27 protein-coding genes and 1 tRNA gene are annotated in these 23,623 nt (G+C 58.9%); 11 read left to right on the plus strand and 17 right to left on the minus strand.

Annotated elements, in window-relative coordinates:
• Positions 1-49: 49 nt before the first annotated feature.
• A complete protein-coding gene (locus BW43_RS09880) occupies positions 50-667 on the plus strand; it encodes a TPM domain-containing protein (RefSeq protein ID WP_032888481.1) in 618 nt (205 codons plus the stop codon).
• Positions 668-875: 208 nt separating this feature from the next.
• Positions 876-2,093, plus strand: coding sequence for an SAM-dependent methyltransferase (locus tag BW43_RS09875; protein WP_032888483.1), 1,218 nt, complete (start codon positions 876-878; stop codon positions 2,091-2,093).
• Positions 2,094-2,134: 41 nt separating this feature from the next.
• Here BW43_RS09875 and BW43_RS09870 read toward each other — a convergent pair whose 3' ends face one another.
• On the minus strand, positions 2,135-3,034 hold the full coding sequence (locus BW43_RS09870; RefSeq protein ID WP_032888485.1) for a DMT family transporter: 900 nt from the start codon (positions 3,032-3,034) through the stop codon (positions 2,135-2,137).
• Between the two features lie 458 nt (positions 3,035-3,492).
• Positions 3,493-4,509, minus strand: coding sequence for a DUF4917 family protein (locus BW43_RS09865; RefSeq protein WP_032888488.1), 1,017 nt, complete (start codon positions 4,507-4,509; stop codon positions 3,493-3,495).
• 124 nt (positions 4,510-4,633) lie between these two features.
• Between BW43_RS09865 and yiaY the strand changes: the two genes are divergently transcribed.
• Both yiaY and BW43_RS09855 read left to right on the plus strand, forming a co-directional pair.
• Positions 4,634-5,782 carry an L-threonine dehydrogenase gene (gene yiaY, locus BW43_RS09860; RefSeq protein ID WP_032888490.1) on the plus strand — a complete coding sequence of 383 codons (1,149 nt, stop codon included), beginning with the start codon at positions 4,634-4,636 and terminating at the stop codon, positions 5,780-5,782.
• A 91-nt stretch (positions 5,783-5,873) separates the two neighbouring features.
• A complete protein-coding gene (locus tag BW43_RS09855; RefSeq protein WP_032888492.1) occupies positions 5,874-6,548 on the plus strand; it encodes an NAD(P)H-binding protein in 675 nt (224 codons plus the stop codon).
• Between the two features lie 73 nt (positions 6,549-6,621).
• Here the strand turns inward: BW43_RS09855 and BW43_RS09850 are convergent, their stop codons facing one another.
• The gene (locus BW43_RS09850; protein ID WP_032888494.1) at positions 6,622-7,110 is read right to left on the minus strand and encodes a DMT family transporter; all 489 of its coding nucleotides are present in this window, start codon (positions 7,108-7,110) and stop codon (positions 6,622-6,624) included.
• A 68-nt stretch (positions 7,111-7,178) separates the two neighbouring features.
• Here BW43_RS09850 and BW43_RS09845 point away from each other — a divergent pair, with 68 nt between their 5' ends.
• The 4 genes from BW43_RS09845 to BW43_RS09830 all read left to right on the plus strand — a co-directional run bounded on the left by BW43_RS09845 (position 7,179) and on the right by BW43_RS09830 (position 9,870).
• On the plus strand, positions 7,179-8,105 hold the full coding sequence (locus BW43_RS09845) for a LysR family transcriptional regulator (RefSeq protein ID WP_032888496.1): 927 nt from the start codon (positions 7,179-7,181) through the stop codon (positions 8,103-8,105).
• A 12-nt stretch (positions 8,106-8,117) separates the two neighbouring features.
• A complete protein-coding gene (gene fos, locus BW43_RS09840) occupies positions 8,118-8,528 on the plus strand; it encodes a fosfomycin resistance glutathione transferase (protein ID WP_032888498.1) in 411 nt (136 codons plus the stop codon).
• A 54-nt stretch (positions 8,529-8,582) separates the two neighbouring features.
• Positions 8,583-9,224 (plus strand): LysE family translocator, encoded by a 642-nt coding sequence (locus BW43_RS09835; protein WP_032888500.1) that lies wholly within the window; start codon positions 8,583-8,585, stop codon positions 9,222-9,224.
• Positions 9,225-9,342: 118 nt separating this feature from the next.
• Positions 9,343-9,870 (plus strand): DUF4142 domain-containing protein, encoded by a 528-nt coding sequence (locus BW43_RS09830; protein ID WP_005785958.1) that lies wholly within the window; start codon positions 9,343-9,345, stop codon positions 9,868-9,870.
• 54 nt (positions 9,871-9,924) lie between these two features.
• Here the strand turns inward: BW43_RS09830 and BW43_RS09825 are convergent, their stop codons facing one another.
• From BW43_RS09825 to BW43_RS09810, 4 genes are all read right to left on the minus strand, one after another.
• Positions 9,925-10,350, minus strand: coding sequence for a low affinity iron permease family protein (locus BW43_RS09825; RefSeq protein ID WP_032888502.1), 426 nt, complete (start codon positions 10,348-10,350; stop codon positions 9,925-9,927).
• Positions 10,351-10,461: 111 nt separating this feature from the next.
• Entirely contained in the window at positions 10,462-10,962 is a 501-nt protein-coding gene (locus tag BW43_RS09820) for a methylated-DNA--[protein]-cysteine S-methyltransferase (protein ID WP_032888503.1), read from the minus strand.
• 99 nt (positions 10,963-11,061) lie between these two features.
• The gene (locus tag BW43_RS09815) at positions 11,062-11,394 is read right to left on the minus strand and encodes a hypothetical protein (protein WP_032888505.1); all 333 of its coding nucleotides are present in this window, start codon (positions 11,392-11,394) and stop codon (positions 11,062-11,064) included.
• 125 nt (positions 11,395-11,519) lie between these two features.
• Complete coding sequence (locus BW43_RS09810; RefSeq protein ID WP_032888507.1) at positions 11,520-12,413, minus strand: LysR family transcriptional regulator; 894 nt, start codon at positions 12,411-12,413, stop codon at positions 11,520-11,522.
• Between the two features lie 95 nt (positions 12,414-12,508).
• Here BW43_RS09810 and BW43_RS09805 point away from each other — a divergent pair, with 95 nt between their 5' ends.
• On the plus strand, positions 12,509-13,672 hold the full coding sequence (locus BW43_RS09805) for an MFS transporter (RefSeq protein WP_032888509.1): 1,164 nt from the start codon (positions 12,509-12,511) through the stop codon (positions 13,670-13,672).
• Between the two features lie 84 nt (positions 13,673-13,756).
• On the opposite strand, the gene BW43_RS09800 is transcribed toward BW43_RS09805, so the two are convergent.
• From BW43_RS09800 to BW43_RS09775, 7 genes are all read right to left on the minus strand, one after another.
• The gene (locus BW43_RS09800; RefSeq protein ID WP_032888511.1) at positions 13,757-14,062 is read right to left on the minus strand and encodes a DUF6482 family protein; all 306 of its coding nucleotides are present in this window, start codon (positions 14,060-14,062) and stop codon (positions 13,757-13,759) included.
• Positions 14,063-14,083: 21 nt separating this feature from the next.
• Complete coding sequence (locus BW43_RS09795) at positions 14,084-14,608, minus strand: DUF3833 domain-containing protein (RefSeq protein WP_032888513.1); 525 nt, start codon at positions 14,606-14,608, stop codon at positions 14,084-14,086.
• 183 nt (positions 14,609-14,791) lie between these two features.
• A tRNA-Gly gene (locus BW43_RS09790) sits at positions 14,792-14,865 on the minus strand.
• A gap of 122 nt (positions 14,866-14,987) precedes the next feature.
• Positions 14,988-15,872 (minus strand): alpha/beta fold hydrolase, encoded by an 885-nt coding sequence (locus BW43_RS09785; RefSeq protein ID WP_032888514.1) that lies wholly within the window; start codon positions 15,870-15,872, stop codon positions 14,988-14,990.
• Between the two features lie 306 nt (positions 15,873-16,178).
• Positions 16,179-16,871 (minus strand): pseudouridine synthase, encoded by a 693-nt coding sequence (locus BW43_RS09780; protein ID WP_032888516.1) that lies wholly within the window; start codon positions 16,869-16,871, stop codon positions 16,179-16,181.
• Positions 16,861-17,073 (minus strand): cysteine-rich CWC family protein, encoded by a 213-nt coding sequence (locus BW43_RS0127615; protein WP_032888517.1) that lies wholly within the window; start codon positions 17,071-17,073, stop codon positions 16,861-16,863. Before BW43_RS0127615 ends, BW43_RS09780 begins: the two co-directional genes overlap by 11 nt.
• 67 nt (positions 17,074-17,140) lie before the next feature.
• Complete coding sequence (locus tag BW43_RS09775; protein WP_032888519.1) at positions 17,141-18,763, minus strand: methyl-accepting chemotaxis protein; 1,623 nt, start codon at positions 18,761-18,763, stop codon at positions 17,141-17,143.
• Between the two features lie 307 nt (positions 18,764-19,070).
• On the opposite strand from BW43_RS09775, the gene BW43_RS28435 reads away from it, so the two are divergent.
• Positions 19,071-19,454: a hypothetical protein gene (locus BW43_RS28435; RefSeq protein WP_081797748.1), complete on the plus strand. Its 384-nt coding sequence runs from the start codon at positions 19,071-19,073 to the stop codon at positions 19,452-19,454.
• Positions 19,455-19,508: 54 nt separating this feature from the next.
• Here BW43_RS28435 and BW43_RS09770 read toward each other — a convergent pair whose 3' ends face one another.
• Positions 19,509-20,621 (minus strand): enoyl-CoA hydratase/isomerase family protein, encoded by a 1,113-nt coding sequence (locus BW43_RS09770; protein WP_032888521.1) that lies wholly within the window; start codon positions 20,619-20,621, stop codon positions 19,509-19,511.
• Positions 20,622-20,757: 136 nt separating this feature from the next.
• Between BW43_RS09770 and ung the strand changes: the two genes are divergently transcribed.
• Positions 20,758-21,450, plus strand: coding sequence for a uracil-DNA glycosylase (ung, locus tag BW43_RS09765; RefSeq protein WP_032888523.1), 693 nt, complete (start codon positions 20,758-20,760; stop codon positions 21,448-21,450).
• An 11-nt stretch (positions 21,451-21,461) separates the two neighbouring features.
• Here ung and BW43_RS09760 read toward each other — a convergent pair whose 3' ends face one another.
• Both BW43_RS09760 and BW43_RS09755 read right to left on the minus strand, forming a co-directional pair.
• Positions 21,462-22,313, minus strand: a complete 852-nt coding sequence (locus BW43_RS09760; RefSeq protein WP_032888525.1) for a hypothetical protein — start codon at positions 22,311-22,313, stop codon at positions 21,462-21,464.
• Positions 22,310-23,620, minus strand: a complete 1,311-nt coding sequence (locus tag BW43_RS09755) for an AAA family ATPase (protein WP_050442847.1) — start codon at positions 23,618-23,620, stop codon at positions 22,310-22,312. The genes BW43_RS09760 and BW43_RS09755 overlap by 4 nt, the downstream gene beginning before the upstream one ends.
• Positions 23,621-23,623 lie beyond the last annotated feature (3 nt).

Genomic DNA, 23,623 nt, shown 5'->3' on the forward strand with positions numbered 1-23,623 from the left:
GCTTCAGGTGGCTGGTGATGACAATAACTAGAAAAGAGCATGTACAACCATGGCATTACTGACTGAACACGAGCAACGCCAAGTCGCTGAGGCGATTGCCCGGGTCGAGCAACAGACCGACGCCGAGTTGGTCACCGTGCTGGCCGCGCGTGCCGACGATTACGCCTACATCCCCTTGTTGTGGGCCAGCTTGATCGCCTTGGTGGTGCCGGGTGTGGTGCATTACCTGTCCGGCTACCTGACCATGTACACCTTGCTGCTGGCGCAATGGGCGACGTTCATCGTGTTGTGCCTGGTGTTCCGCTTGCCCAAGGTCACGACCCGCTTGATCCCGCGCTCCGTGCGGCACTGGCGCGCTTCCAACCTGGCGCGCCGGCAGTTTCTGGAGCAGAACCTGCACCACACGCTGGGCAGTACCGGGGTGCTGATTTTTGTCAGCGAGGCGGAGCGTTATGTGGAAATCCTGGTGGACGATGGCATCTCCAGCCGCCTGGATGACAGTCATTGGGATGGGATCGTCAGGGCGTTTACCCAGCAGGTGAAACAGGGGCAGACGCTGGCTGGGTTTATTGCGTGTATCGATGCATGCGGTGAATTGCTGAAGGTGCATGTGCCGGTAACGCAGACCCGCAATGAACTGCCAAACCGGCTGGTCGTACTGGAATAGCCCCGCCACCACTGGCTGAAAATGTGGGAGGGGGCTTGCCCCCGATTGCAGAGTGTCAGTCAACGATGTTCCAACTGATCCACGGCTATCGGGGGCAAGCCCCCTCCCACATTTGAGTCTGCGGTGACCACTGGTCAAATAACTCCGTGCCCTGGTGGACTATCCCCCCTAAAATGCCCGGCATTCCCAGCCCGAGGCGTTTTTGTTCATGTCCGTCACCGCTCAACCTGTCCGCCCTGCGCCGGATCATCACGCCCAGTTCATCGAACTGTTGAGCACAAGCCTTGCGCAGAACGCCTTTATCAAGCTGGTGCTGGCCAAGTACGTCGGTGACGAAGCCGAGCTTCAGCGGCTGATCATCAAGGCGGTGACCGTCAAGGAGCAGCCATGCCTGTCCTTCGTCTACCGCTACAAGACCCGTGACATCACCAAGAACTTGCCGCTGGCCGACGGCGTGGCGGCGATTGCCGAGCTGCTGCCGGCGTCGTTCAAGAATGCGCACTTGCTGTCGCTGACCGACGAAGCCCAGTTGGAATACAGCAAGAAGAACAAAAGCTCGCTGTTCAAAAGCAAGCCACAGCAACTGCGCGAGGCACCTTCGGCGGAGCATAACCGTGAGAAGAACCGCTTCCTCGACTTGAGCCGGCCGTTCCTCGCCGATCTGGGCGTGACCGACGCCAAGCAGGCGCTGATCCCGTCGATGTCGCGCAAGTGGAAGCAGATCAACAAGTTCATCGAAGTGTTCAGCCATGCACTGACCTCGTCACCGCTGAAGCTGGATCAACCGGTGCGTGTCGCCGACTTTGGTTCGGGCAAGGGCTACCTCACGTTTGCGATCCACGACTACCTGCGCAACACCCTCAAGGCCGAAGGCGAAGTTACCGGCGTTGAATTGCGCGAAGACATGGTGACCCTGTGCAACACCGCCGCTGCGCGCCTGGAACACCCGGGTCTGGTGTTCAAATGCGGCGACGTACGCAGCGTAGCGCCGAGCGAGCTGGACGTGATGATCGCCCTGCATGCCTGCGATATCGCCACCGACTATGCGATCCACACCGGTATCCGCTCCGGCGCGTCGATCATCATGTGTTCGCCGTGCTGCCATAAGCAGATCCGCTTGCAGATCCAGAGCCCGGTGCTGCTCAAACCGATGCTGCAATACGGTTTACACCTGGGCCAGCAAGCGGAAATGGTTACCGACAGTTTGCGAGCATTGTTTCTCGAAGCCTGTGGATACGAGACGAAAGTGTTCGAGTTCATCTCGTTGGAACACACCAACAAGAACAAGATGATCCTCGCGGTCAAGCGTAACGAGCCGGTGGACAATACGCAGTTGCTGGAGAAGATTCAGGAACTCAAGGCGTTCTACCACATCACTGAACACTGCCTGGAAACCCTGCTGCGCGCGGATGGCTACCTGGCCTGAACACTGCTCAAATGTGGAAGGGGGCTTGCCCCCTTCCACATTTAGACTGCACTTGGCTTGGGAACCGGCGCAGGTTGCACCGCCGTCTTGCGCCCCAGCATTACCGTCACAATCACCCCGCACGCAAACACCCATGTAATTGGCTCGATATGTTCCCCAAAGAACAACGCCGAAAACGCGATGGTGAAGAAGATCTGCAACAGCTGGATCTGGCTGACCCGCGCAATGCCGCCCATGGCCAACCCGGCGTACCAGGCAAAGAACCCCAGGAACTGCGAGAACAGCGACACATACCCAAACGCCCACCAGGTACGCATGGAAATCGCACCTTGATGCTGCGCCGCCAAGTACCACACCGGCCCGATCAGCACCGGCGTGGACAGCACCAGCGCCCAACAGATCACCTGCCAGCCGCCCATCTCCTTGGCTAATCGGCCGCCCTCGGCATAACCCAAACCGCCCACGGCAATCGCGCCGAGCATCAAGAGATCCCCCGCCTGGATGCTTCCGGCGCCGGTGATCAACGCATAACTCAATACCAACGCACTGCCCAATGCGGCGCAGGCCCAGAAGGCTTTCGACGGCCGTTCATGGGACAGCCATGCTGCATACAGCGCCACGCAAAGCGGTTGCAGACCGTTGACCAGCGCACCATGGGACGCCGGCAAGGTTTGCATGGCCCACGCCGACAGCACCGGGAAACCGAGAATGACCCCGGCGATCACCAGGCACAAACCCCGCACTTGGCGCCAGGTCGGCCAGCGCTCACGGCGCCACAGCAACAGCGCCGCCGCCGGTACCGCCGCGAACAACGCTCGGCCCAGGCCATTGAGCAACGGGTGGATTTCCTGCACCACGATACGGGTGAAGGGCAGGGTCAGGCTGAAGATGATGACGCCCAGCAGGCCGAGGGCCATGCCGGTGTTTTCGCGCGAGCTCATGGGGGCAACCGAAATCTAGAGGGCTTCAAGGGAAGCCCATATAGCCACAACCCCCGTCGAACGCGGGCCTACAGCTGGATACGGATTTATCCGTACAGTTGATCTTGTGTGGGCGCTGGCTTGCCTGCGATTGCATCATGTCGTGGTCACTGACACACCGGGGTGTCTGCATGGCGGGCGCGCTAGCCCCGCCATAGAACCCGCGAAAGGCATAGGACGACAACGGGTCGGGCTTATCCCGCTTTGGGGCGAAGTGCTTCCTGATGAAGACGAATGCGGTGTATCAGGCGCTCCTCTGCGCCTGGTTTTTAGGCTGCTGCGCAGCCCTACGCGGGACAAGCCCGCTCGCTACAAGAAGGCGCTGGACTGAAATGACTCATCCAAGACTCTAGACTTAAGGGTCGGTATTTAAGCCTTTAAAGTCAGTAACTTATTTAAGTTTGATAAGGCGGGCTTGATCAGCGTTCCACAGGTACTGAGAGTGCTGGATCACCCAGTGGATGCGTGCGCGCCGCAAAAAACTTCAGCTCCACGCCGCTGCCGTCAAATAACTCCGAATAGCGCCGCTTCTGCTGGCGAATAAACCCGTCACTGCGCCCCGACACCGAGATCGCCAGGGTGCTCAAATTGGCGTGGCGAATGGCATCCACCAAGTGCTGATCCTGAGGCCCCAGGCCGTGCCCAAAGATGCACAGCGCGCCTTCATAGGTCAGCAACTGCTCATAGCAGAACGACAGGTAGTCCGAACTGCGGATGGTCTTGAGCTTCTCCTGCACGGTGCCTTCGCTGACAAACAGCGGCACATCGTCCAGGGTCTTGATCGTGTTGTTGATGGCAAAGCTGCTGAGCAAGGTGCTGTCAGTCGTGGGTAATTTGCGTGCGGTGCCGTCGAGGTTTCGCACCAGGTGCAAGCCGCCGTGCAGGTACAGGATGCGTGTGGCGTCGGTGCGGGTGTTGCGCAGGTCGAAGCTGGCGTCGGCGCTGCGGAACAGATCGTCGATGCCCGGCGTGTGCAGGATCGCCCAATAGTTGAGCAGGTCATAGTTGCTGGTGAATACGGTGGAGTAACCGGCCAGTTCCGCGTTGACCGTCGCCAGTGTCGATGGCTTCACCAAGCGCCACGGGATATGCACGGCGTGGATGGTGTTGATCAATGCTTCCTTGATCGCGTAGTAGCGATTACGCGGCGCCGCCGAGCTGACCGCCAGGGCCTTGTTGACCCGGCTGGTGGTTTTCAGCGCGCCCAGTGCTTGTTCGAAACTGCGGGTTTGCAGGGCGTCGAACACACTGAGTTCGGATGGGCTGAGGGGTTTTTCTTCGACGGTGCGGGCGTTTTCGAACAGCGAGTCGTAGGCAAAGTCTTCCCAAACCGTACGGCTCGCGCCGTTGCCGATCAGAATCCCAGTGAAGTCGATGGTGCTGCGCAGGGCACTCCAGTCTTCAAGGTGGGCGTCAATATCCTGGAAATCCTTCATTGCGGCGGGCTACTCGAAATCGGCTGGGCGGTGACTTTATCACGAGCTGACGTTGATCCTGATCAAGATGCCGCAGACAACTGAGGCCGATGCTAGAGGCAGAAACGTTATCCGAGGATTCGCCATGAGCAGCACCTTCTTCATCCCAGCCGTCAACATCATGGGCACCGACTGCCTCGACGAAGCCATGAACGCCATCCGCAACTACGGTTTTCGCAAGGCGCTGATTGTCACCGACGCCGGTCTGGCCAAGGCGGGCGTCGGCAGCATGATCGCCGAGAAACTGGCGATGCAAGACATCGACTCGGTGATCTATGACGGTGCCAAACCCAACCCCAATGTGGAAAACGTCGAGAAAGGCCTGGCGCTGTTGCAGCAAAGTGCGTGTGATTTTGTGGTGTCGCTGGGCGGCGGCTCGCCCCATGACTGCGCCAAGGGCATCGCCCTGTGCGCCACCAACGGCGGGCATATCGGCGACTACGAAGGCGTGGACCAATCGGCCAAGCCGCAACTGCCGCTGGTAGCCATCAACACCACTGCCGGCACGGCCAGCGAGATGACCCGCTTCTGCATCATCACCGACGAAACCCGTCACGTGAAAATGGCCATCGTTGACCGCAACGTCACGCCACTGCTGTCGGTCAACGACCCATCGCTGATGGTTGGCATGCCTAAGGGGCTCACCGCCGCCACCGGCATGGACGCCCTGACTCACGCCATCGAAGCCTATGTCTCCACCGCCGCCACGCCGATCACTGACGCCTGCGCGATCAAGGCCATCGAACTGATCAGCGCCAACCTGCGCCTGGCTGTCCGTGATGGCAGTGACAAGGTCGCGCGGGAAAACATGGCTTACGCGCAGTTCCTCGCCGGCATGGCGTTCAACAACGCGTCCCTGGGTTTTGTGCACGCCATGGCTCACCAACTGGGCGGGTTCTACGACCTGCCCCACGGCGTGTGCAACGCGGTGCTGCTGCCCCATGTGCAAAGCTTCAACGCCAGCGTAAGCGCCAAACGCTTGAGCGATGTAGGCCGAGCGCTGGGGGCAGACATCAAGGGCATCACCGATGAAGAGGGCGCCCAAGCTGCCATCGCCGCCATTCGTAGCCTGGCCCAAGACGTTGAAATTCCGGCGGGCCTGCGTGAGCTGGGTGCCAAGTTGCAGGATATTCCGCTGCTGGCGACCAATGCGTTGAAGGATGCGTGCGGCCTGACCAACCCACGGCGCGCGGATCAGCGTCAGATCGAGGAGATCTTTCGCAGCGCGTTTTGAGTGGGGCAGCCTCAAGCCGCAAGCGTTAAGCTACAGGTTGGATGCATTCAACTTGAGCATGAAGCTTGTGGCTTGCCGCTGAGGTCACCTTATGAGAGTTCTGTTATTCGGAGCCACCGGCATGGTTGGCCAAGGCGTTCTGCGTGAATGCCTGTTGGCTGCCGATGTCCAGGAAATCGTCGCCGTTGGCCGCACGCCCCTGACCCAGGAACACGGCAAGCTGCATCAGGTATTGCACAGCGACATGCTGGATTTCCAACCCCTGGAAAACCTGCTGCAAGGCTTTGATGCCTGCTTCTTCTGCCTCGGTGTGTCGTCGGCCGGCATGAATGAAACCACGTACACCCATCTCACCTATGACCTGACGCTCGTAGCTGCCAGCACCTTGGCGCGGCTCAATCCACAGATGACGTTTATCTACGTGTCCGGCGCTGGCACCGACAGCTCCGAGGCGGGCCATTCGATGTGGGCGCGGGTCAAAGGCAAGACCGAGAACGCGTTGCTGCGCTTGCCGTTCAAGGCGGTGTACCTGTTTCGGCCGGGGATCATTCAGCCGCTGCACGGTGTGCGCTCTAAGACGCCGCTCTATCAAGCGTTTTACTCCGTGCTCGGGCCAGTGCTTTCGTTGGTGCGTCGGGTTAAGCCGGGCTGGGTGGTGAGTACGGAAACTGTCGGCCGAGCCATGTTGCAAGCAGTGCGCCATGGCGCGCCGCAACCGGTGGTGGAGCAGGGCGAGATCAATCGCCTGGCGGCTGAGCGCTGCTGATGCTGTGGCCGAGCGCAACTGTGAGTTGCCTTGCGCACCGGATGACATCAACGAAATCGATGCCAAAGGCTGATCAGCTCGCTGTTGCCAGTGCGCGTGCGGACGTGTTGCCAAACTGAATCAGCGCCACACCTCCCATCAACAACAACGCCCCAAGCACCCGTGGCGTTGTCAGTTGACGCTCCACCAGACCGAACAACCCAAAGTGATCGAGCAGCAGTGATGCAAGCATCTGTCCCGCCAACGCCAGGGCGATAAACCCCGACGCACCCAGCTTGGGCAGCAGCATCAACGCCAGCGCGATAAAGCACACACCAAACGCGCCACCGGCCCACATCCACAGCGGCGCCTTGACCATAAACGTGAGGCTGGGCAGTGGCAGACGCAGCGCCACGATCACCGGCAGCAACACCATCATGCTCACCAGCAGTGACGCCAGGGTGGCCCACAGCGGGTGGCCGAGCCCGCGCCCAAGGTTGGCATTGATTGCACTCTGAAACGGCACCACCGCCCCGGCGATTACCGCTAGCGCCAATAAACCTGCCCACTGCAACGTTGTCATGTTGGATCTCCCAGAGGTTTTGCTGGACTCTAGGTCATTCGTCGATCAAATTTAAATTCCAAATTCTTATGCTGGATATGCAGCTGATGAATGATCTGCGCCGTATTGACCTCAACCTGTTGGTGATCCTCGACGCCTTGCTCAGTGAGCAACACGTCACCCGCGCCGCCGAGCGCGTGCACCTGAGCCAGCCGGCGGTCAGCCATGCGCTGGCGCGGTTGCGGGATGTGCTGGGTGATCCGTTGCTGGTGCGTCAGGGCGGCACGCTGGTGCCCACCGCCCGTGCGTTGGAATTGGCGGCACCGCTGGCCGAAGCGTTGGCGCAGGTGCAGGCGCTACTGGCGCCGAATCGCTTTGATCCGGCATCGGCGAAGCGTCGTTTTCGTGTGGCGATGTCGGACTACAGCGCGGCGATTTTCTTACCGAGGTTGGTTCGTGTACTGCGCCGTGAAGCACCGGGCATCGACCTGCAAATCATCCAGACCAGCCGCGAAGGCATGGTTGACGGCGTGCTCAATGGCGACCTTGACCTGGCCGCTGGCGTGTTCCCCGATATGCCTGCTGAACTGCGTACTACGCCCTTGTTCGACGAGCATTACACCTGTCTGGTGGACCGTAGCAGCCTGCCGCATGACGGCTCTCTCGACCTGCCCACCTACCTCTCGCGCCCCCATGTGCTGCTGGAAATGCGCGGCAGCGGCACGCCGGAAATCGAACGAGCGCTGACGGCGATTCGTCAGCGGCGGCATGTGGCGATCAGCCTGCCGCACTGGGGCGTGGCGCCGCAGTTGATTGAGGGCACGGACTTGATCCTGACCGTATCGTCGCGAGGTTTGCTGAATATTGATCACCAGCATCTGGTCGCCGTGGCGCCGCCATTTCATATTCCGTCGTTTGCCTTCGAGCTGGCGTGGCATGCGCGACGGGGAGGGGATTCTGGGTTGCAGTGGTTGATTGGGCAGGTGCAGGGTATGTTGTCCGAAGGCCGCAGATAACAGGAAAAAGACATGCTCTCAGGCTTCAATCACTTGACCCTGGCCATCACCGACTTGAGTCGTAGCGTCACTTTTTACCATGAGCTGTTGCAGCTCAAACTCGACGCCACTTGGGACAGCGGCGCCTATTTGTCATTGCCGGGTCTATGGCTATGCCTGTCGCTTGATCCGCTACGCGAGTCGAAGCCAGGTGCCGATTACACCCACTATGCGTTCACCGTCGGATCGAGTGAGTTCGCTGCGCTGGTCTCGCGTCTGCGCGCCGCCGAGGTGCAGGAGTGGCGCGATAACCGAAGCGAAGGCGCCTCGTTCTATTTCCTTGATCCCGACGGTCATAAGCTCGAAGCCCATGTCGGCGACCTGGCTTCGCGTCTGTTGGCTTGCCGCGAAAAACCCTATTCGGGAATGAGGTTTTACCCTTAGCGTAGGAACGTGCAGAATCGCTCCACCTTCCCACGCTTTGTTTGAGTCACGCCCATGACCCTATCCCTGCTGCTCGCCGTCCTCGCGTCGGGTTTTATCTACGGTATTACGCCCGGCCCCGGAGTCTTGGCAGTGTTTGGCATCGGCGCCGCCCGCGGCCGTCGTGCCGGGGCGGGGTTTCTGTGTGGGCACTTGCTCGGCGATGTGCTGTGGTGCAGTACGGCGTTGGTCGCGATTGTGGGCGCGCGGGAAGTCGGCAGCAGCGCGTTCGATGTGCTCGGCGTGCTCAGTGGCCTGTATCTGTTCTGGCTTGGCTGGCGGGCCATCCGCACCCAGCGTCGCAGCAGTGATGCCCCTCAGGGCGCCGCGCGGCATCCGTTCTGGCACGGCATTGTGTTCGGCTTGACCAACCCCAAGGCGTATCCAGTCGCGGTGGCGACGTTTACGGCGTTGCTGTCCAGTCGTGCCGAATTGCTGACCTGGTCGATGCTGCCGGCGTTGATCTTCCTGAGCTTCGTCGGTGGTGTGTTGGCCTACGCAATCCTGATCGGCGTGGTCGGCGCCCAGCGCGTACGCACGGTGTATCAGCGCCATGAAATCCTCATCACCAGGCTCTGTGGCGTGATGTTTATCGGCTTCGCCATCAATGCCCTGGCCCATGCGTTACCGGGCCTGTTTGCCAGCAAATCCGCTTGATGCGCCGACGACCGTTCGTCGCACCGGCGAGTTTTTTCTAAACCTTTACCGCCCTGAAAATTCGAATTCAGGGCGGGGTGTGTTCCCCGTACTTATTTTTGCCCTGGAGGAACCCATCATGAGCCGCATGGCTATCCGGTTACGCACCGCCAGTTTCGCGATGCTGCTGGGCCTCGGCGCCAGCAATGCTTTCGCCCAGTCGCCTGCTGAATTCATCGAGCAGGCTTCTGCCAAAGGCATGGCCGATATCGAGACCAGCCGCATGGCACACGCGAAAACCTCGTCCCAGGAAATCAAGGACTACACCATCGAGGTGATCAACGAGCGCACCTTGGCCAACCAGCACTTGGCGGCTATCGCCAAGAAGCTTGACCTGCCCGTGGCGCCCCGCGAAAAAATCGTCGACAAAGCTGAAACCCTGATGCCCGAACTCAAGGACGGTGACTCGTTCGATGCCGCTTACACCGCGCAGCAGGTGAAGGAAAACGAAGACGCCATCGCGCTGTTCAAGAAGGAAGGCGCTGCGTCGGATGTGCCGGAAATAAAAGCGTTGGTGGATGAGACACTGCCCAAATTGGAGGAGCGCCTGCAGAAGGCCCGAGCCTTGGCGTCCACCTACGGTAAAGGTCATCAAGGCGACGGTTGAAGCCGTTACCTGAATTGAAAAACGGCGGTTGGATCTTCTCCAACCGCCGTTTTTTTATGCCTGGTTCAGATCGGTTTTGGCGGGCGCCGCGTCGTCGGCGGCGTGGCCGCAACTGCTGTTCAGGTTGACGGTGCCGGTATTGCCAATGCTGCGGTATTCCTGGCGCAGTTTTTCCAGCTCTTTGCGGTCCAGGCCGTCCAGGCTGAGTACGGCGTTCTGCGCATCCTTGGACACACGCAGCAACTCGTCGATCTTGATATGCAGGATGTCGTTGTCGCGGTTTTGTGTGTTTTGGATCAGGAACACCATCAGGAAGGTGATGATCGTGGTCGAAGTGTTGATGATCAGTTGCCAGGTGTCGTTGTAGTGAAAGTACGGCCCGCTCAGGCTCCATGCCAAGATCAACGCCACCGCTGCGTAGAACGTGCGCGGGCTGCCAGCCCAGCGAGACAGGGATTGCGAGACTGCGGAGAATTTCATGACCGGGTTCCTTATTGAGATGGCGATGAAATGATGGACCGCAGTGGCTCGCTGAAATTTCTTTTTACAATTGTGCGCCTGAACACATGTGTACGATTTTGTCGCGTAATCCTAGAACGCCAATTGGGCCTGGCCGGTGCCTTCCAGCGTGAGCAAGTAGTGTTTGGCTTCCAGTCCACCGGCAAATCCGGTCAGGCTGCCCGCCGCACCAATGACCCGATGGCATGGGGCAACGATCGAAATCGGGTTTCGCCCATTCGCAGCGCCGACGGCGCGCACGGCTTTGGGGTTGCCGATCTGCCGGGCGATCTGGCTGTAACTGCGGGTTTCGCCGAAAGGAATGGTGAGCAACGCCTGCCAGACCTGCTTTTGGAACGCGGTGCCGTTGAAATCCAGTTCCAGCTCGAAGGTGCTGCGCGTGCCGGCGAAGTACTCCTGCAACTGGCGCTCGGTCTCCAGCAGCACCGGATTCTGGTTGGCCTCGTGCAACTCCCCCAGGCGCACGCGGTTGGCGCGTTCTGTCTCCCAGAGGATGGCGCTTAGCTTGCCATTGCGCGCCACCAGGGTGAGTTGGCCGACGGGGGAGGGCATGAGCTTGTATTCGTAGGGCATGGTTGAGGTCCTCGTCAGGCCGTGTCGATACGTGATCGAGACTGTAGCTCCCTGCGCTGCACTGGAAACTACGTTTCTTGCGATCGAATTCTTCAGGGCTTAGAAATTCCAGTACACCCAGTTGGTGTAATGCGGATACGCGTAGAGCCACACAAGATAAAACACGGCTTTAAGCAGTGAAGCTGTCCCCATTGCGATCAATGAGATGCCATTCAGCAGGGTGACGATCAAGGCGAACAGGGTGACTCGTCGGGTTGCATGACGATGGGCTAGCCGTAAGCCGTAGACCGATCCGGCCATGACGCCCAGTGCCAGCACCAGTCCTAGAGGGAATGGCAACCGTACAAACGAGATCAGCAGGGGTAATACCAGCACCCAGCCGAGTATTTGGCGCAATAGGGGCTTTGGTGTGGCTTGTCCAGGTTCAAGCATGGCTGTGGTTCCGCATTTCTGGCCGGCCAACCGGGATTGTCGGGGCACTTGTTATTTGCCGCTGTCAGTCATTGCTGACATGAGGCGAGCGATCCTGTGAGGTGTGGCGAGGTTTTCCGCAGGTGTTACCGGTTATGGGAGATTCCCGCGATCACGCTGAGGAAGGGCTCCACCAGCACGCTTTTTGTTTCAGCCGGGGTCAACACTAACAACTGCGCGTAAGCATCCCCCTCGACCAACGGCCTGTACGTCACGCCTTTGTTCATCAAGCTTTGTGTGCATTCCGGTACCAACGCCACACCTTGGCCGGCCGCCACCAGCGCAATGATCGAGGTGATCTGCCGCCCAGTCGGCCCAAGGTGCAGGCGCACGTCGTGGTGTCGGTAAAGCTGTTCGATGGACTGGTTAAGCCCCGAGCCATAATCCGCCGGAAATAATATCAACGGGTAGGCACTGAGCTGCGCCAGGCTGACCTCGGCCAGAGTCGCCAGTGGGCTGTCTTTGGACACCGCCGCCAGTAAGCGCTCTTCTGCGAGGGATAGCGCCTGCACTTCTGGACGTTGCGGCACCATGCGGCTCAACCCGATATCCAGCCGCCCATCCGCTACCTGAGCACACAGGCTGCCGGAGGCACTTTCGACCAGCGTCAGCTGCACATCCGGAAATTGCCGGGCAAAAGACTGGATCGCTTGGCTGAACAGATCTGACAGGGCGATTGAGCTGGCATAACCGACGGACAGTTGTCCGGCGGTACCCGCAGCCAATTTGTCTGCGATCGCTTGGGCCAAGTCCACCTGTTCCAACACCCCGCGTGCGTAGGGCAGGAACGACCGGCCTTGGGCGGTGAGCGTCACGGTGCGGCTGGTGCGGTCAAACAGTTTGAAACCCAACTGCGCTTCCAACGCTGAAATCTGCCGGGTCAGCGGTGGTTGCGCAAGGTGCAGGCGAATGGCTGCACGGCCGAAGTGCAATTCTTCAGCGACCGTCAGAAAGTAACGCAGCTTGCGTAGGTCGAGCATCCTGATCCTTGGGTATCAATCGGTCTGAATTCGGTATTGGTTCCAGACCTGCCGGCCATTCTATAAAGACCTTTCAAAATAAAACGAGAGGTTTCATGAAGCCGCGTCTGCATTGTGCCCGCCTTGCCCTGTTCCTGTGTGGCTGTGCGGCATTTCTCAACCTGTATGCGACCCAGAGCATCCTCCAGACCTTTGCCGCGCAGTTTCATCTCAGCGCCAACGCAGCGGGATGGAGCATCACCGTGACTACCTTGGCCGTGGCAATCACTGCACCGTTTGTCAGCCGTGTGACCGGGCGTTTCGAGCAACGCACGGTGATCTGCGTGGCCGCGTTGCTGCTGGCGGGGCCGACACTCATGACCGCCTATGCCGACAGCTTTGCTGAAGTGCTGGTGTGGCGCTTCGTAGAGGGCATGGTGATACCCGTGGTGTTTGCCACCAGCGTGGCCTACATCGGCGACCGTTGGCGCGGTGGCAACGTCACCGAAGTCACCAGCCTTTATGTCGCGGGCACGGTGTTGGGCGGGTTTGCCGGGCGTTTTGTCACGGGGGTGATGACTGAATATGTAGGCTGGCGTGAAGCCTTTGAGTTACTGGCGGTGTTGAGCCTGATGGTCGGCGGGTTTATCCAGTTTCTGTTGCCCGCCAATCGTGCGCGAGTGGAGCAGGGCAGGGCTTCCTTTACGAGTGTTTTTCGCAAACCGTTATTGGCTGCGTACGCCGTAGGCTTTTGCGTGTTGTTTTCCCAGGTGGCGGCGTTTACCTACGCAGGTTTGTACCTCGGCTTACCGCCGTTCAACCTTGGGTCTGCGGCCTTGGGGACGCTGTACATGGTGTTTTTGCTGGCGCTGATTGTGATTCCTATCGCCGGCCGCCTGAGCAAGGCGCGTCCACATGCCCAATTGCTGACGGTTGCTGCCGTACTTGGCGTCAGTGGATCGGCCCTGACGCTGGTGCCCTCTCTGTGGTGCATCGTGACGGGCCTGGCCCTCAGTTCCACTGGCGTGTTCCTCGCCCAGGCCGCGGCCAATGCCTTCACCACCGCGACGGCGCGCGACAACAAGGCGGGTGCCGTCGGCGTATACCTCACGTGTTACTACTTGGGGGGCAGTTGCGGTGCGATTGTCCCAGCGCTGATTTGGGAGCGATGGGGCTGGGCGGGTTGTGTGGTGCTGATCATCGTGTTCCAACTGCTGACCTTGTTGATCGCGCTGACAGGTTGGCGACCCTGCGAACCTGTGCGAGGTCTACCGTCGTGATGTTGCCTGCCAGCCATCGAGGGGCGTTGATTACTGAGTGCAGCGCTCACGCCAAGCGGGACGAGAGCCAAACACGCAACGATCTTAAAGGGTTGCACCCAGCGAAAATGGAATGCGCAACGCCCCGATAGCGCCCTCACGGATGCCACACATTTCGTCATGGGCGCACTGTTGCACCAGCACACAGGGAAATGGCGGAACACCCTGCAACAGGTCGCGCAAATGCGTGCTGGACCGCAGCCGCAGTGTCTTGCCGTTATCGTCCAGTAATGTGATGTCGACCTGATCCAGTTTCACACGAGCGATATAGAAACCGCCCTCCAGGGACAGCAACTCCAAACTACGTATTTCACCTTTCTCGGCCAGTTGGGTCAGCTTTTGTACATTCATGGTTCACCCTACCTTTGGGGGTTATTGGCGACGAAAGAACAACGTGACCTGGCCCCATTCCACGCCGAACTTGGTCATGCTCGACCGGTTGATCATCGTGTCCTCGTCCATCAGGTACATCCAATCGTCAAAGCTCACCTCGTAAACCGAGCCCTCCACCGGGAGGTTGAGCCGGTAGCGCCAACGCAACGCGTTCCCGGCGACCTCGCCGATGGCCTCGCCGACCACATCACCGGCCCGTCCGCGCCAGCGTCCCGGGCCATCGGGCGTAAGGGTCCACACACGGCGCTGGCGAGTGCCGTCGCTGTACAGGAATTTCTCGTCGAGAATTAATTTGTCGCCCTCGCGATGGCTGGCGATATCCACTTCAAAACGCTTGGCGACTTCGCCCGAGCGTTTCTCAAAGATGCCCCAGGCCTTGACGGGTTTGCTGAAGAAGCGCTCAAGGTCCAGCTGTGGTTTCTGGTCGGCGTAGTGATCGACCTCCACATGGCTGCAACTCGCCAAGCTCAACGCCAGCAACAGTGAAACCAGCAGACGCGTCATTGCGCGGCTCCTTGATCGTGCGAGGCGTGGTGCCAGCGCTCCAGCGTTGATAGTTGTACGGAATTTTGTATTTGTACAGGTTTGCGGCCGAGAAAATCCTGGGCATAAAAAAACCGGCCTCAAAGGGCCGGTTTCTTGGGCATCCCCCGCCAAAACGATAGTGGCGTGGGTGCTATGTCTGAGTGGAGCGGGTAGAGGGAATCGAACCCTCGTCGGAAGCTTGGGAAGCTACTGTTCTACCATTAAACTATACCCGCTCAGAGCGGCTGACTTTGTACCAGATGTTCACATGGATTTGAAGTTTTTCTTTGAAAATGTGCAGGTTGCGGCGAAGGCGGCTGATCCTTCGCCACAACGAGCCAGGCCATGAATCATCATTTCAAATCGCAAATGCATGCTGTGCCTGACTTTGGTGATAACGCAATCGGCTGACCTGCCGCTCCGGTTTCAAAAAGCCCACCACCGCCTCCCGGCTATCCTTGCACGCTGCCTTATGCTCCATGTCCAGAAAATGCCCCGTCGCCTGGATAGTGCTGAAGCTGCTGTTGGCCACATAGTTGCCAAACTGCCTGGCGTCCTGGGCGCTGGTGTATTCGTCCCATTCGCCGTTCAGGAACAGCACCGGAATATCGATCGCCTTGGCGGCCTTGAGGTAGCACAGTCGGTCGCTGGTGAGCACTTGGCTGATGTGAAAGTGCATCTGCCCGTATTCGTGTTCGGCCAGGCTGCTGACGTGTTTGTAGTTGAAACGCTTGAACAGCGATGGCAGGTGTTTGCCGATGGTGCTGTTAACAAGGTGGCCGACGCCGTCGCGGTCAAGGTTGCCGAGGTAGTCGACACCGCGCTCCAGATAGTCGCGCATGGGTGCGTTGATCACCGGGGAGAACGAGCTGATCACGGCCTTTTCCACGCGGCGAGGGCGCTGGGCGAGGGCGACGAGGGTGGCGGCGCCGCCCCAGGAAAACGACAGCACATGCTCGGCGGCAAAGTGGTCGATGAGTTCCAGGAGGATCTGGCCTTCGACTTCTTTCGTCAGCATCTGCTCATGACGGTTATGGATTTTTGAACGGCCGGCGTAGGGCTGGTCGTACAAAACCACGTTGAACTGCGGGTGCAGGCTTTTCACGGTTTGGGCGAAGGATGCCGTGGTGGCCATTGAGCCGTTGACCAGAATGATGGTCTTTTCAGCCTCGTCCGCGCGATAGAACTCCGTGTAAACCCGATACTGACCCTGTATATCCAACACAGCGATTTCTGGCCTCATGTCGTAAGACTCCTGGCAAGCGGGTAGGGCGCGCAGATAACTCTGCACGAGCTTTGTGACAGGTAGGCATACGCCTGAAAAATGAAGGCCCATGTCGGTCCGGTGACGGCTGGCCGACGGGTGTTGTTATGGCGGGCTGTTTGCCTGGAAGGCCCGTGGAATAAAGCGCGGGCGTGGGCAAGGTGTTTCTTGGAGGTTATAGGCGACTCGCCAGTCATATTTAAACTGGTGAGCTTGATTCAAGCACAGACTCGGGATGTCGCAAGGCCTATAAATGGGTTTTTGCCATCACCGGCTGAACGGTCATCAGACCTGAAGGATTTCCTCAAGCGTCAACGGCCGATATTCGCCCGGCGCCAGTGCAGCATCCAACTCAAGCGGTCCCATACGTTCGCGATGCAAGCTGGTCACCTTGTTATTGAAGTGTCCGAACATGCGCTTCACCTGGTGATAGCGGCCCTCGATGATGCTCAGCCGCGCGGTCGTCGGCCCCAGCAGCTCCAATTTGGCTGGCTGGGTGGTGAGGTCCTCAAACGCAAAATACAGGCCCGCCGCGAACGTGGTCGCGTACTCGGCGCCAATGGCCTGTTCAGTGGCAACGAGATAGACCTTGGGCAACTTGGTCGTCGGTTGCGTCAAGCGGCGCGACCACTGGCCGTCATTGGTGATCAACATCAGGCCGGTGGTGTTGAAATCCAAACGGCCGGCGATATGTAAATCCGCTTTGTCCGGCTCATGCAGCAGGTCCAGCACCGTGGGGTGTTGCGGGTCTGAGGTCGCACTCACACACCCCTGGGGCTTGTGCAGCATGAAATAACGCGCCGGTTTGCCCGCCTGTAGCACGTTGTCGTCAACGCACACGCGGCTGAATTCCCGTACGTCATGGTGAGGGTCGCTGACGATCACCCCATCGACGCTCACGCGCCGCTCTACCAATAGCAGGCGCACCTGCTTGCGATTGAACTGCGCTAGGTTGCTGAGGAAACGGTCAACTCGCATCGCGGCGACGCAACTGTTCATCGACTTGGGCGCAGCGCGGGCACAGGCAGGCTTTGTTGCGCAGTTCATCCGGCAGCGCCTCAAGCACGGCGGGTTCGATGGTGACGCTGTAGCACCAGCAGGCCTGGTCGGCCGTGCGTGGGTCGGCCAGGGTGCAATCGTTGCGGGCGCCGCAGGCGGGGCATAGGGTTAGCGTGGTCATGGAGTGGGCTGATCGGGCAAGGTTCGCTTGGCCTTGCACGATACAGCGCCAACCCACGGCAGGCTACTTACAGCTGGAACTTGCTGACCAGCACATTGAACGAGGTGGCCAGGCGTGACAGGTCCTGGCTGGAGGCGTTGGTCTGGTGGGCGCCGGCGGCGGTCTGGGTCGACAGGTCCTGGATGTTGAGCAGGTTGCGGTCCACTTCACGGGCCACTTGCGCCTGTTCCTCGGAGGCGGAGGCGATCACCAGGTTGCGCTCATTGATCTTCGCCACGCTGGCGGTGATGCGCTCCAATGCCTCACCGGCGTTCTGTGCCAGGGTCTGGGTGTTGTTGGCCCAGGTCAGGCTCTTGTTCATCGCGGCCACGGCGTCATCGGCGCCGACCTGCACTTCGCCGATCATTTTTTCGATGTCGACCGTGGAGATTTGGGTTCGATGAGCCAAGGCGCGGACTTCATCGGCGACCACCGCGAAACCGCGACCTTGTTCGCCCGCACGGGCTGCTTCGATGGCCGCGTTGAGGGCCAGTAGGTTGGTCTGGTCGGCGATGCCGCGGATCACATCGATCACCTTGCCGATTTCACGGACCTGGCCGGCAAGATCGGCGACCGATTGGGTGGAGTCGTTGATCTCGACCACCATCGAACCCATGCCGGACACGGCCTGGGCCACTTGCTCACGGCCCTCTTCGGCTTCGGTGGTGGCTTGGCGCGAGGCTTCTGAAGTGGACACGGCGTTGCTTGCCACTTCGTCCACCGCGGCGGTCATCTGGTTGACGGCGGTGGCGGCTTGTTGGATTTCGTCATTCTGGCGGGTGAGGCCACGGCTGCTTTCATCGGTGACCGCACTCAGTTCTTCGGCGGCCGACGCTAACTGGTCAGAAGCGTTGGCGATTTCCATCAGTGTGCTTTTCAAACCACCCTGCATATCGGACAGCGCCATCAGCAGTTGCCCGGCTTCATCGGTACGCTCGGTGACGATGGCTTGGGTCAGGTCACCTTTGGCAATGCGTTGTGCGCTCTCCACGGCCTGGGCGATGGGGCGGGTGATCAGGCGGGTGATCAACACACCAATGGTGATGGCGATGATGAAAGCAAGCACGATGCCGCTGATCATCCAGGTCAACGCGCTGTCGCGCAGCTCATCAGCGGCGATGGAGCCTTCTTTGATCTGGCGGTTGTTGGACTCGATCATCACGCGGATCAAGTCGCGTGCCTGGCGGAACATTTCATTGTTGGTGCTGTTGAGCTGTGCGCGGGCCTGGTCGAGCTGATTGCTTTCGAGCATCGACATGATGCGTTCGGAGCTGCTGATGTAAGCGGGCCACAGCTGGTCGAGCTTGTCGCCTGCTGCCCGTTCGTCGTCTTCCAACGGGGTGGCGCGGTAGATCTTGTAGGCAGCCTGGCTGTTCGTGAGTTCTTTGGCGATGTCCTGGCGCACGCGGTCGCGGTCTTGCTGGGACACGTTGCCCTGGCTGGCATCCATCAACCGGTATAAGCCCCGGTTGTGGGCGACCAGGCCGTTGAGGGTGGCCGCGGTGTTGCTCACGGAAACCAGATTGTTCGAAAACGTCAGTTCGAGTGCGTTGGCGAGGCGAACCACACCCTTGATACCCAGTAAACCCACGCCCAGGGTGACGACTGCGCACAGTAGAAAGGAGAGCAACAGTTTGGTTGAAATCTTCATGGCTTAAATCCGAGGTCATATGGGTAGAGTGCTCGCGCTAGAGCCTCCTTGGCATTGTGCGATGTCATAGTGACACTATCCAATTATTTAAAGTTTCAATACATCCAAAAATGTTCCATCCAGTTAAAAACTCCGACCAATGGGCAATTTTGGGCGGATGACAAATCTGGCGGATGCAGATGTATCAATCTGTTACCAAAACGCACCAGATTCGGTTTTTGATGTCAGATATTTCGTCATTCAGTGAAAGCTGAATGCCGCCCTCCCGCGTCGCTGGAGGTGCTCTTTCGCGGTCCAGGAGGCCGCCATGTATCGACGACTGCTGCTCAGCGCTTTACTCGGTCTGACCCTTTCCGCTTGTGTGCCCTACTACGATGGAGGCCAGAGCTACTATCGATCCGAGGTCTATACCTCACCGGCGCCGGCGTATTACTACGGGGGTGGCTCGGCGTATCAATATCGCCGTGATTACTACCCGTCGCCGCGCTATTACGCACCAGCACCGCGTTACTACTCGGCGCCGCGTTATTACCAGCCGGCACCACGCTATTACCCGGCTGGGCCGAGGGCCGGTTACCGGCCTTATCCGAACCAGGGCTGGGGCGAACATGGGGGTAATGGCAGGCACGGACGCGATGGACGCGATGGGCGCGATGGAGGTCATGGCGGTGGCCGCGGCGGTCACCGTTGATCTGAGTTGAATGCAAACGGCGCAGGAAGCGCCGTTTTTTGTGGGAGAAAACAATCAGTAATCGGACAAGTCCGCCAGCGGATGGCGACCTTCCCACGCCTTATGAAAGTGCGCCTGTACCACGGCGTCCGGGACTGTATTGATATCCGGCCAATGCCAATGGGGTTTCTGGTCTTTATCGATCAACCGCGCGCGTACCCCTTCGCTGAATTCAGGGTGACGGCAGCAGTTGAGGCTCAGGGTGTATTCCATCTGGAACACTTGGGCCAGGGATAAATGCCGTGCGCGCTGGATCTGTTCCCACACAAGGTGTGCGGTCAGCGGGCAGCCTTCGCTCAGAGTCTTGCCGGCGCGGCTGAACAGCGGGTCGGCGTGGTCCCGCAGTGGGCTCAACGCTCGCCAGGCACAGCGCACATTGCCCACGTCCAGCCATTCGTCGATTTGCGCTCGGCGCGGCAGCCATTGGGCTTCGGGCTGCTGGCTGACAGCCTCTTGGGCCAGGGCCTTGAGCAGGCTGTTGAGTTGCATCGCGGTCTGTTCCTGCCAATTGAGTTGCAGCAGGCCATCAAGCAGTTCGTCCTGTTGATCGTCGCGCAGGAAACGGTCGGCCAGACCCAGGTCCAAGGCGTCACGGCCGTTGATGTACGCGCCGGTGAGGCCCAGGAATAGACCGAGCTTGCCCGGCAGGCGCGACAGAAACCAACTGGCGCCCACATCCGGGTACAGGCCGATGCTGATTTCGGGCATCGCCAGGCGACTGCTCGGCGTGACGATGCGTATGGCCGCGCTTTGCAGCAGGCCCATGCCACCCCCCAGCACATACCCGTGGCCCCAGCAGATCAGCGGTTTAGGGTACGTATGCAGGCGGTAGTCGAGGCGGTATTCCGCGGCAAAAAACTGTGCACCCAGGGCGGGCACTTCGCCGGGTTGTTCGAGGCAGGCCATTGCCAGGCTGCGTACCTCGCCACCGGCGCAAAAGGCCTTGGGCCCGTTACCGCGCAGCAGCACGCAGACGATGTTCGGGTCTTTGGCCCACGCATCCAGGCGATCGCTCAAGGCCAGGATCATCGGCAGGGACAGGGCGTTGAGGGATGCTTCAGCATCAAGGCTGGCGATGCCGACGCGGGCGCCGTCGCTGCCGGTGAGCTCTTCGAAGTGCAGGTTCATTGTGACCTCATTCGGGAGGGTGAAGGATCAGTATGATCGCTTCGTGGGAAAGTGCCGATGGTGTGTCAGATCAATTGACAAGCAAGGCCGGCTTTCCTAGGGTTCGCCTCATTCTTTTTTACAAGACAATTCAACTATGACCGAAGGCGACCGTATCAAACTCGAACCCAGCTGGAAACACGCCCTGCGTGATGAGTTCGATAAGCCCTACATGGCTCAGTTGCGCGAGTTCCTGCGCCTGGAGCACGTAGCCGGCAAAGAGATCTACCCGCCCGGCCCGCTGATTTTCAATGCGCTCAACTCCACGCCTCTGGACAAGGTCAAGGTCGTGATCCTCGGCCAGGACCCGTACCACGGCCCCGGCCAGGCCCACGGTTTGTGTTTCTCGGTGCAACCGGGCGTGCCGACGCCGCCGTCATTGGCCAACATCTATAAAGAGCTCAAGCGCGACCTGAACATCGACATCCCCAACCATGGCTGCCTGCAAAGCTGGGCCGACCAAGGCGTGTTGTTGCTCAACACCACCATGACCGTGGAGCGCGCCAACGCCAACGCCCACGCGGGCAAGGGTTGGCAGTTCTTTACCGATCGGATTATCGAAGTGGTCAGCGAGCACCAGCCGCATTTGGTGTTCCTGTTGTGGGGCGCCCATGCACAAGGCAAGCAGAAACTGGTCGACGCCACCAAGCATTTAGTACTGACGTCAGTGCATCCGTCGCCGCTGTCCGCGTATCGAGGGTTTCTGGGGTGCGGGCATTTCAGCCGTACCAACAAGTTTCTTGAGCAGAATGGCGAGACGCCGATTGAGTGGCGGCTGCCGCCGCTGTGAGGGGGCTTGGGTTATTCCGGGAGGGCTTGCGCCAGTAAGAGAGCCATCTGTTTGGCGGCGTTGTAATCGGATTGGTAGAGCTGTCGGAAAGCAAGGTTACAAGCGGTGAACTCACTCTGGGCGCTGCATTTGAAGGTCACCAGTTGCTGTGCGACCTTTCGCGTCGCGACGTCGGTTTTGTCCGCCGCCAAGGCTTCCAGCGCAACCCAGAGCTCTATCAGTGCAAGCGCTCGCCGTGAGGTGAGGTCCTCATGGTTCAGCTGGAAAAATTCGATATTGGTGACCGCCCGTTCATAGGCGTGCCCGTTTTGCTGCGCCGGAACCGCTAATACGCCATCAAAAGTAATGATCGTTTGCGGGTCGTCCACGTCAACCGTTGAGATCGGATAGAGCAGCAGCGCTAACTCGTTGCCCATTTGTGCGGGGTCGGAACCTTGCACATCGCGATGGCCGCGAATGGGGAAAAAGTTTGATTTCAGGGTTGAGTTGCAACGGGTGCAGGCAATCGCATAGTTAAAGTGATGATAAGCGAGCTTGTAGTACCCCGTTGGGCTCGCTGCGCCGGTGGCCCAGTTAAGGTGTATGGGCCAGGCCTGGATACTGGACTTGGGGCGATAGTGCTCCACTTCGTGGACTTTGCTCGCCAGCACCGAACCCTGAAGTTTGGTTTCGCAATATGCGCATTTTTCATATTGCAGCGCTATATAGACGGTTTTTATCTGGCCCCAGAACTCAGTACCGCCGGTGTATTTACCGGCAGCCACGTAAGTTCCAGTACGTGCCTTGGCACGGCCAAGCCAGGTTTTATTCCGCTCTTTGATTTGTGCAATGAGATCTTTCTCCAGGATTGGATAACGGATCATTTCTTGACGCCTTCCCCGTTCTTTCTTCGCTTAGGCGCAGAAGTGGTCGGTGGTGACGGGGGCTGGTCGAACCCTAGGCCGGTTGCCATAAGTTTCAGGTAGTTGGCGCTGGCGTCGCGATTCCCGGAAACGGCACTGCGTGCCAGTTCGTTGAGTTTGGTTGACGTAGACTCGGCGCGAGTACTGTCCAGGCCGAAATAGGGCGAAAGCAGAATCTGTTCGGAACTCTTGCCCCTCACATGTTCGGGCAGCCGCTTTATGAGCGTCGAACCTTCCTCCTGACTCAGCAAAAAGAGGTTTTGTGACATCAATGAACCCACCACCAATGGGCTGTGGGTGGTGAAGATGAACTGAACATTGGGTAAGGCTTTTGCCAGAGTGGGGACTACCACTTTTTGCCATTCAGGGTGTAAGTGCAGATCGATTTCGTCGACCATTACAACACCTCGCATTTCCCTTAGTTTCAGCCCTGTCGCGACACCCTGGCAGACATGAAACAGCATGTCGCCTATCCAGCCAATATAAGCCCTGAACCCATCGGACAAGGCTCGGAATGGCAGCACAATGCCGTTCATTTCAAATAAGTTTTCGTTTTCCTGAACCGTTTTCTGAATTTGACAGTTCAGAGGCAGCAGATCGTTTATCAGGTTGATGACTTGGGTGTATCGGCCTTTGTTGCTTTTGGCGTATTCAGGCAGCCAATAGGACAATGGCATGAGTGTGACGTGTTCTTCGAAGAGGCTGGCAACCCGTTCATAACGGCGCAGGCGCGATTTTTTACGTGCACTTTCATCTACCCTGGCAGAGGCTTCAACACTTCTGCTCGCCCCATAACCCACAATGAAAAACGCAGGATTGTCTTCGTTGAACTGAAGAAACTCGACCGTATTCTCGATATCGCGCGGGGACACTTTGCTGCGCATGCGCTCAGTAGAGCCGAAGGAACTGATTTGGGTCTTCAGCGAAAATTGATCGGGCAGCGGGTGGTCTGTCTGCTTCGGATTTTTTTCTTCGTCAGTCGAAAGGAGCGTTGCAGTAATGGTGGCGGGAGGCGTTTTTTTTTCAGCGGCGTCAGTACGACGAACCAGGCCTTCGGGAACAAAGCCGGACCCTCCGCTGAGCAAAGGCCCCAACACCGACAATGCGACTGCACGCAATACGCTGGTCTTGCCGAGGCCGTTATCTCCCAGCAAGACATTCACGTTAGGGTATTGGATTTGTAAGTTACTTGTGGCGGGCACATTGAAGTCGAGCCCTACGGCCTTAAAAGACCGTAAGTTCTCTATCTGTAACTTTTGAATATGCATGGA

The organism is Pseudomonas sp. RIT357, assembly GCF_000632245.1.
GTDB classification, from domain to species: Bacteria; Pseudomonadota; Gammaproteobacteria; order Pseudomonadales; family Pseudomonadaceae; genus Aquipseudomonas; species Aquipseudomonas sivasensis.

Bases quoted from the DNA above. Each gene is read 5' to 3' on its own strand.
- BW43_RS09880 (WP_032888481.1), top strand. From the start codon at position 50: ATGGCATTACTGACTGAACACGAGCAACGCCAAGTCGCTGAGGCGATT.
- BW43_RS09875 (WP_032888483.1), top strand. From the start codon at position 876: ATGTCCGTCACCGCTCAACCTGTCCGCCCTGCGCCGGATCATCACGCC.
- BW43_RS09870 (WP_032888485.1), bottom strand. From the start codon at position 3,034: ATGAGCTCGCGCGAAAACACCGGCATGGCCCTCGGCCTGCTGGGCGTC.
- BW43_RS09865 (WP_032888488.1), bottom strand. From the start codon at position 4,509: ATGAAGGATTTCCAGGATATTGACGCCCACCTTGAAGACTGGAGTGCC.
- yiaY (WP_032888490.1), top strand. From the start codon at position 4,634: ATGAGCAGCACCTTCTTCATCCCAGCCGTCAACATCATGGGCACCGAC.
- BW43_RS09855 (WP_032888492.1), top strand. From the start codon at position 5,874: ATGAGAGTTCTGTTATTCGGAGCCACCGGCATGGTTGGCCAAGGCGTT.
- BW43_RS09850 (WP_032888494.1), bottom strand. From the start codon at position 7,110: ATGACAACGTTGCAGTGGGCAGGTTTATTGGCGCTAGCGGTAATCGCC.
- BW43_RS09845 (WP_032888496.1), top strand. From the start codon at position 7,179: ATGCTGGATATGCAGCTGATGAATGATCTGCGCCGTATTGACCTCAAC.
- fos (WP_032888498.1), top strand. From the start codon at position 8,118: ATGCTCTCAGGCTTCAATCACTTGACCCTGGCCATCACCGACTTGAGT.
- BW43_RS09835 (WP_032888500.1), top strand. From the start codon at position 8,583: ATGACCCTATCCCTGCTGCTCGCCGTCCTCGCGTCGGGTTTTATCTAC.
- BW43_RS09830 (WP_005785958.1), top strand. From the start codon at position 9,343: ATGAGCCGCATGGCTATCCGGTTACGCACCGCCAGTTTCGCGATGCTG.
- BW43_RS09825 (WP_032888502.1), bottom strand. From the start codon at position 10,350: ATGAAATTCTCCGCAGTCTCGCAATCCCTGTCTCGCTGGGCTGGCAGC.
- BW43_RS09820 (WP_032888503.1), bottom strand. From the start codon at position 10,962: ATGCCCTACGAATACAAGCTCATGCCCTCCCCCGTCGGCCAACTCACC.
- BW43_RS09815 (WP_032888505.1), bottom strand. From the start codon at position 11,394: ATGCTTGAACCTGGACAAGCCACACCAAAGCCCCTATTGCGCCAAATA.
- BW43_RS09810 (WP_032888507.1), bottom strand. From the start codon at position 12,413: ATGCTCGACCTACGCAAGCTGCGTTACTTTCTGACGGTCGCTGAAGAA.
- BW43_RS09805 (WP_032888509.1), top strand. From the start codon at position 12,509: ATGAAGCCGCGTCTGCATTGTGCCCGCCTTGCCCTGTTCCTGTGTGGC.
- BW43_RS09800 (WP_032888511.1), bottom strand. From the start codon at position 14,062: ATGAATGTACAAAAGCTGACCCAACTGGCCGAGAAAGGTGAAATACGT.
- BW43_RS09795 (WP_032888513.1), bottom strand. From the start codon at position 14,608: ATGACGCGTCTGCTGGTTTCACTGTTGCTGGCGTTGAGCTTGGCGAGT.
- BW43_RS09785 (WP_032888514.1), bottom strand. From the start codon at position 15,872: ATGAGGCCAGAAATCGCTGTGTTGGATATACAGGGTCAGTATCGGGTT.
- BW43_RS09780 (WP_032888516.1), bottom strand. From the start codon at position 16,871: ATGCGAGTTGACCGTTTCCTCAGCAACCTAGCGCAGTTCAATCGCAAG.
- BW43_RS0127615 (WP_032888517.1), bottom strand. From the start codon at position 17,073: ATGACCACGCTAACCCTATGCCCCGCCTGCGGCGCCCGCAACGATTGC.
- BW43_RS09775 (WP_032888519.1), bottom strand. From the start codon at position 18,763: ATGAAGATTTCAACCAAACTGTTGCTCTCCTTTCTACTGTGCGCAGTC.
- BW43_RS28435 (WP_081797748.1), top strand. From the start codon at position 19,071: ATGTATCGACGACTGCTGCTCAGCGCTTTACTCGGTCTGACCCTTTCC.
- BW43_RS09770 (WP_032888521.1), bottom strand. From the start codon at position 20,621: ATGAACCTGCACTTCGAAGAGCTCACCGGCAGCGACGGCGCCCGCGTC.
- ung (WP_032888523.1), top strand. From the start codon at position 20,758: ATGACCGAAGGCGACCGTATCAAACTCGAACCCAGCTGGAAACACGCC.
- BW43_RS09760 (WP_032888525.1), bottom strand. From the start codon at position 22,313: ATGATCCGTTATCCAATCCTGGAGAAAGATCTCATTGCACAAATCAAA.
- BW43_RS09755 (WP_050442847.1), bottom strand. From the start codon at position 23,620: ATGCATATTCAAAAGTTACAGATAGAGAACTTACGGTCTTTTAAGGCC.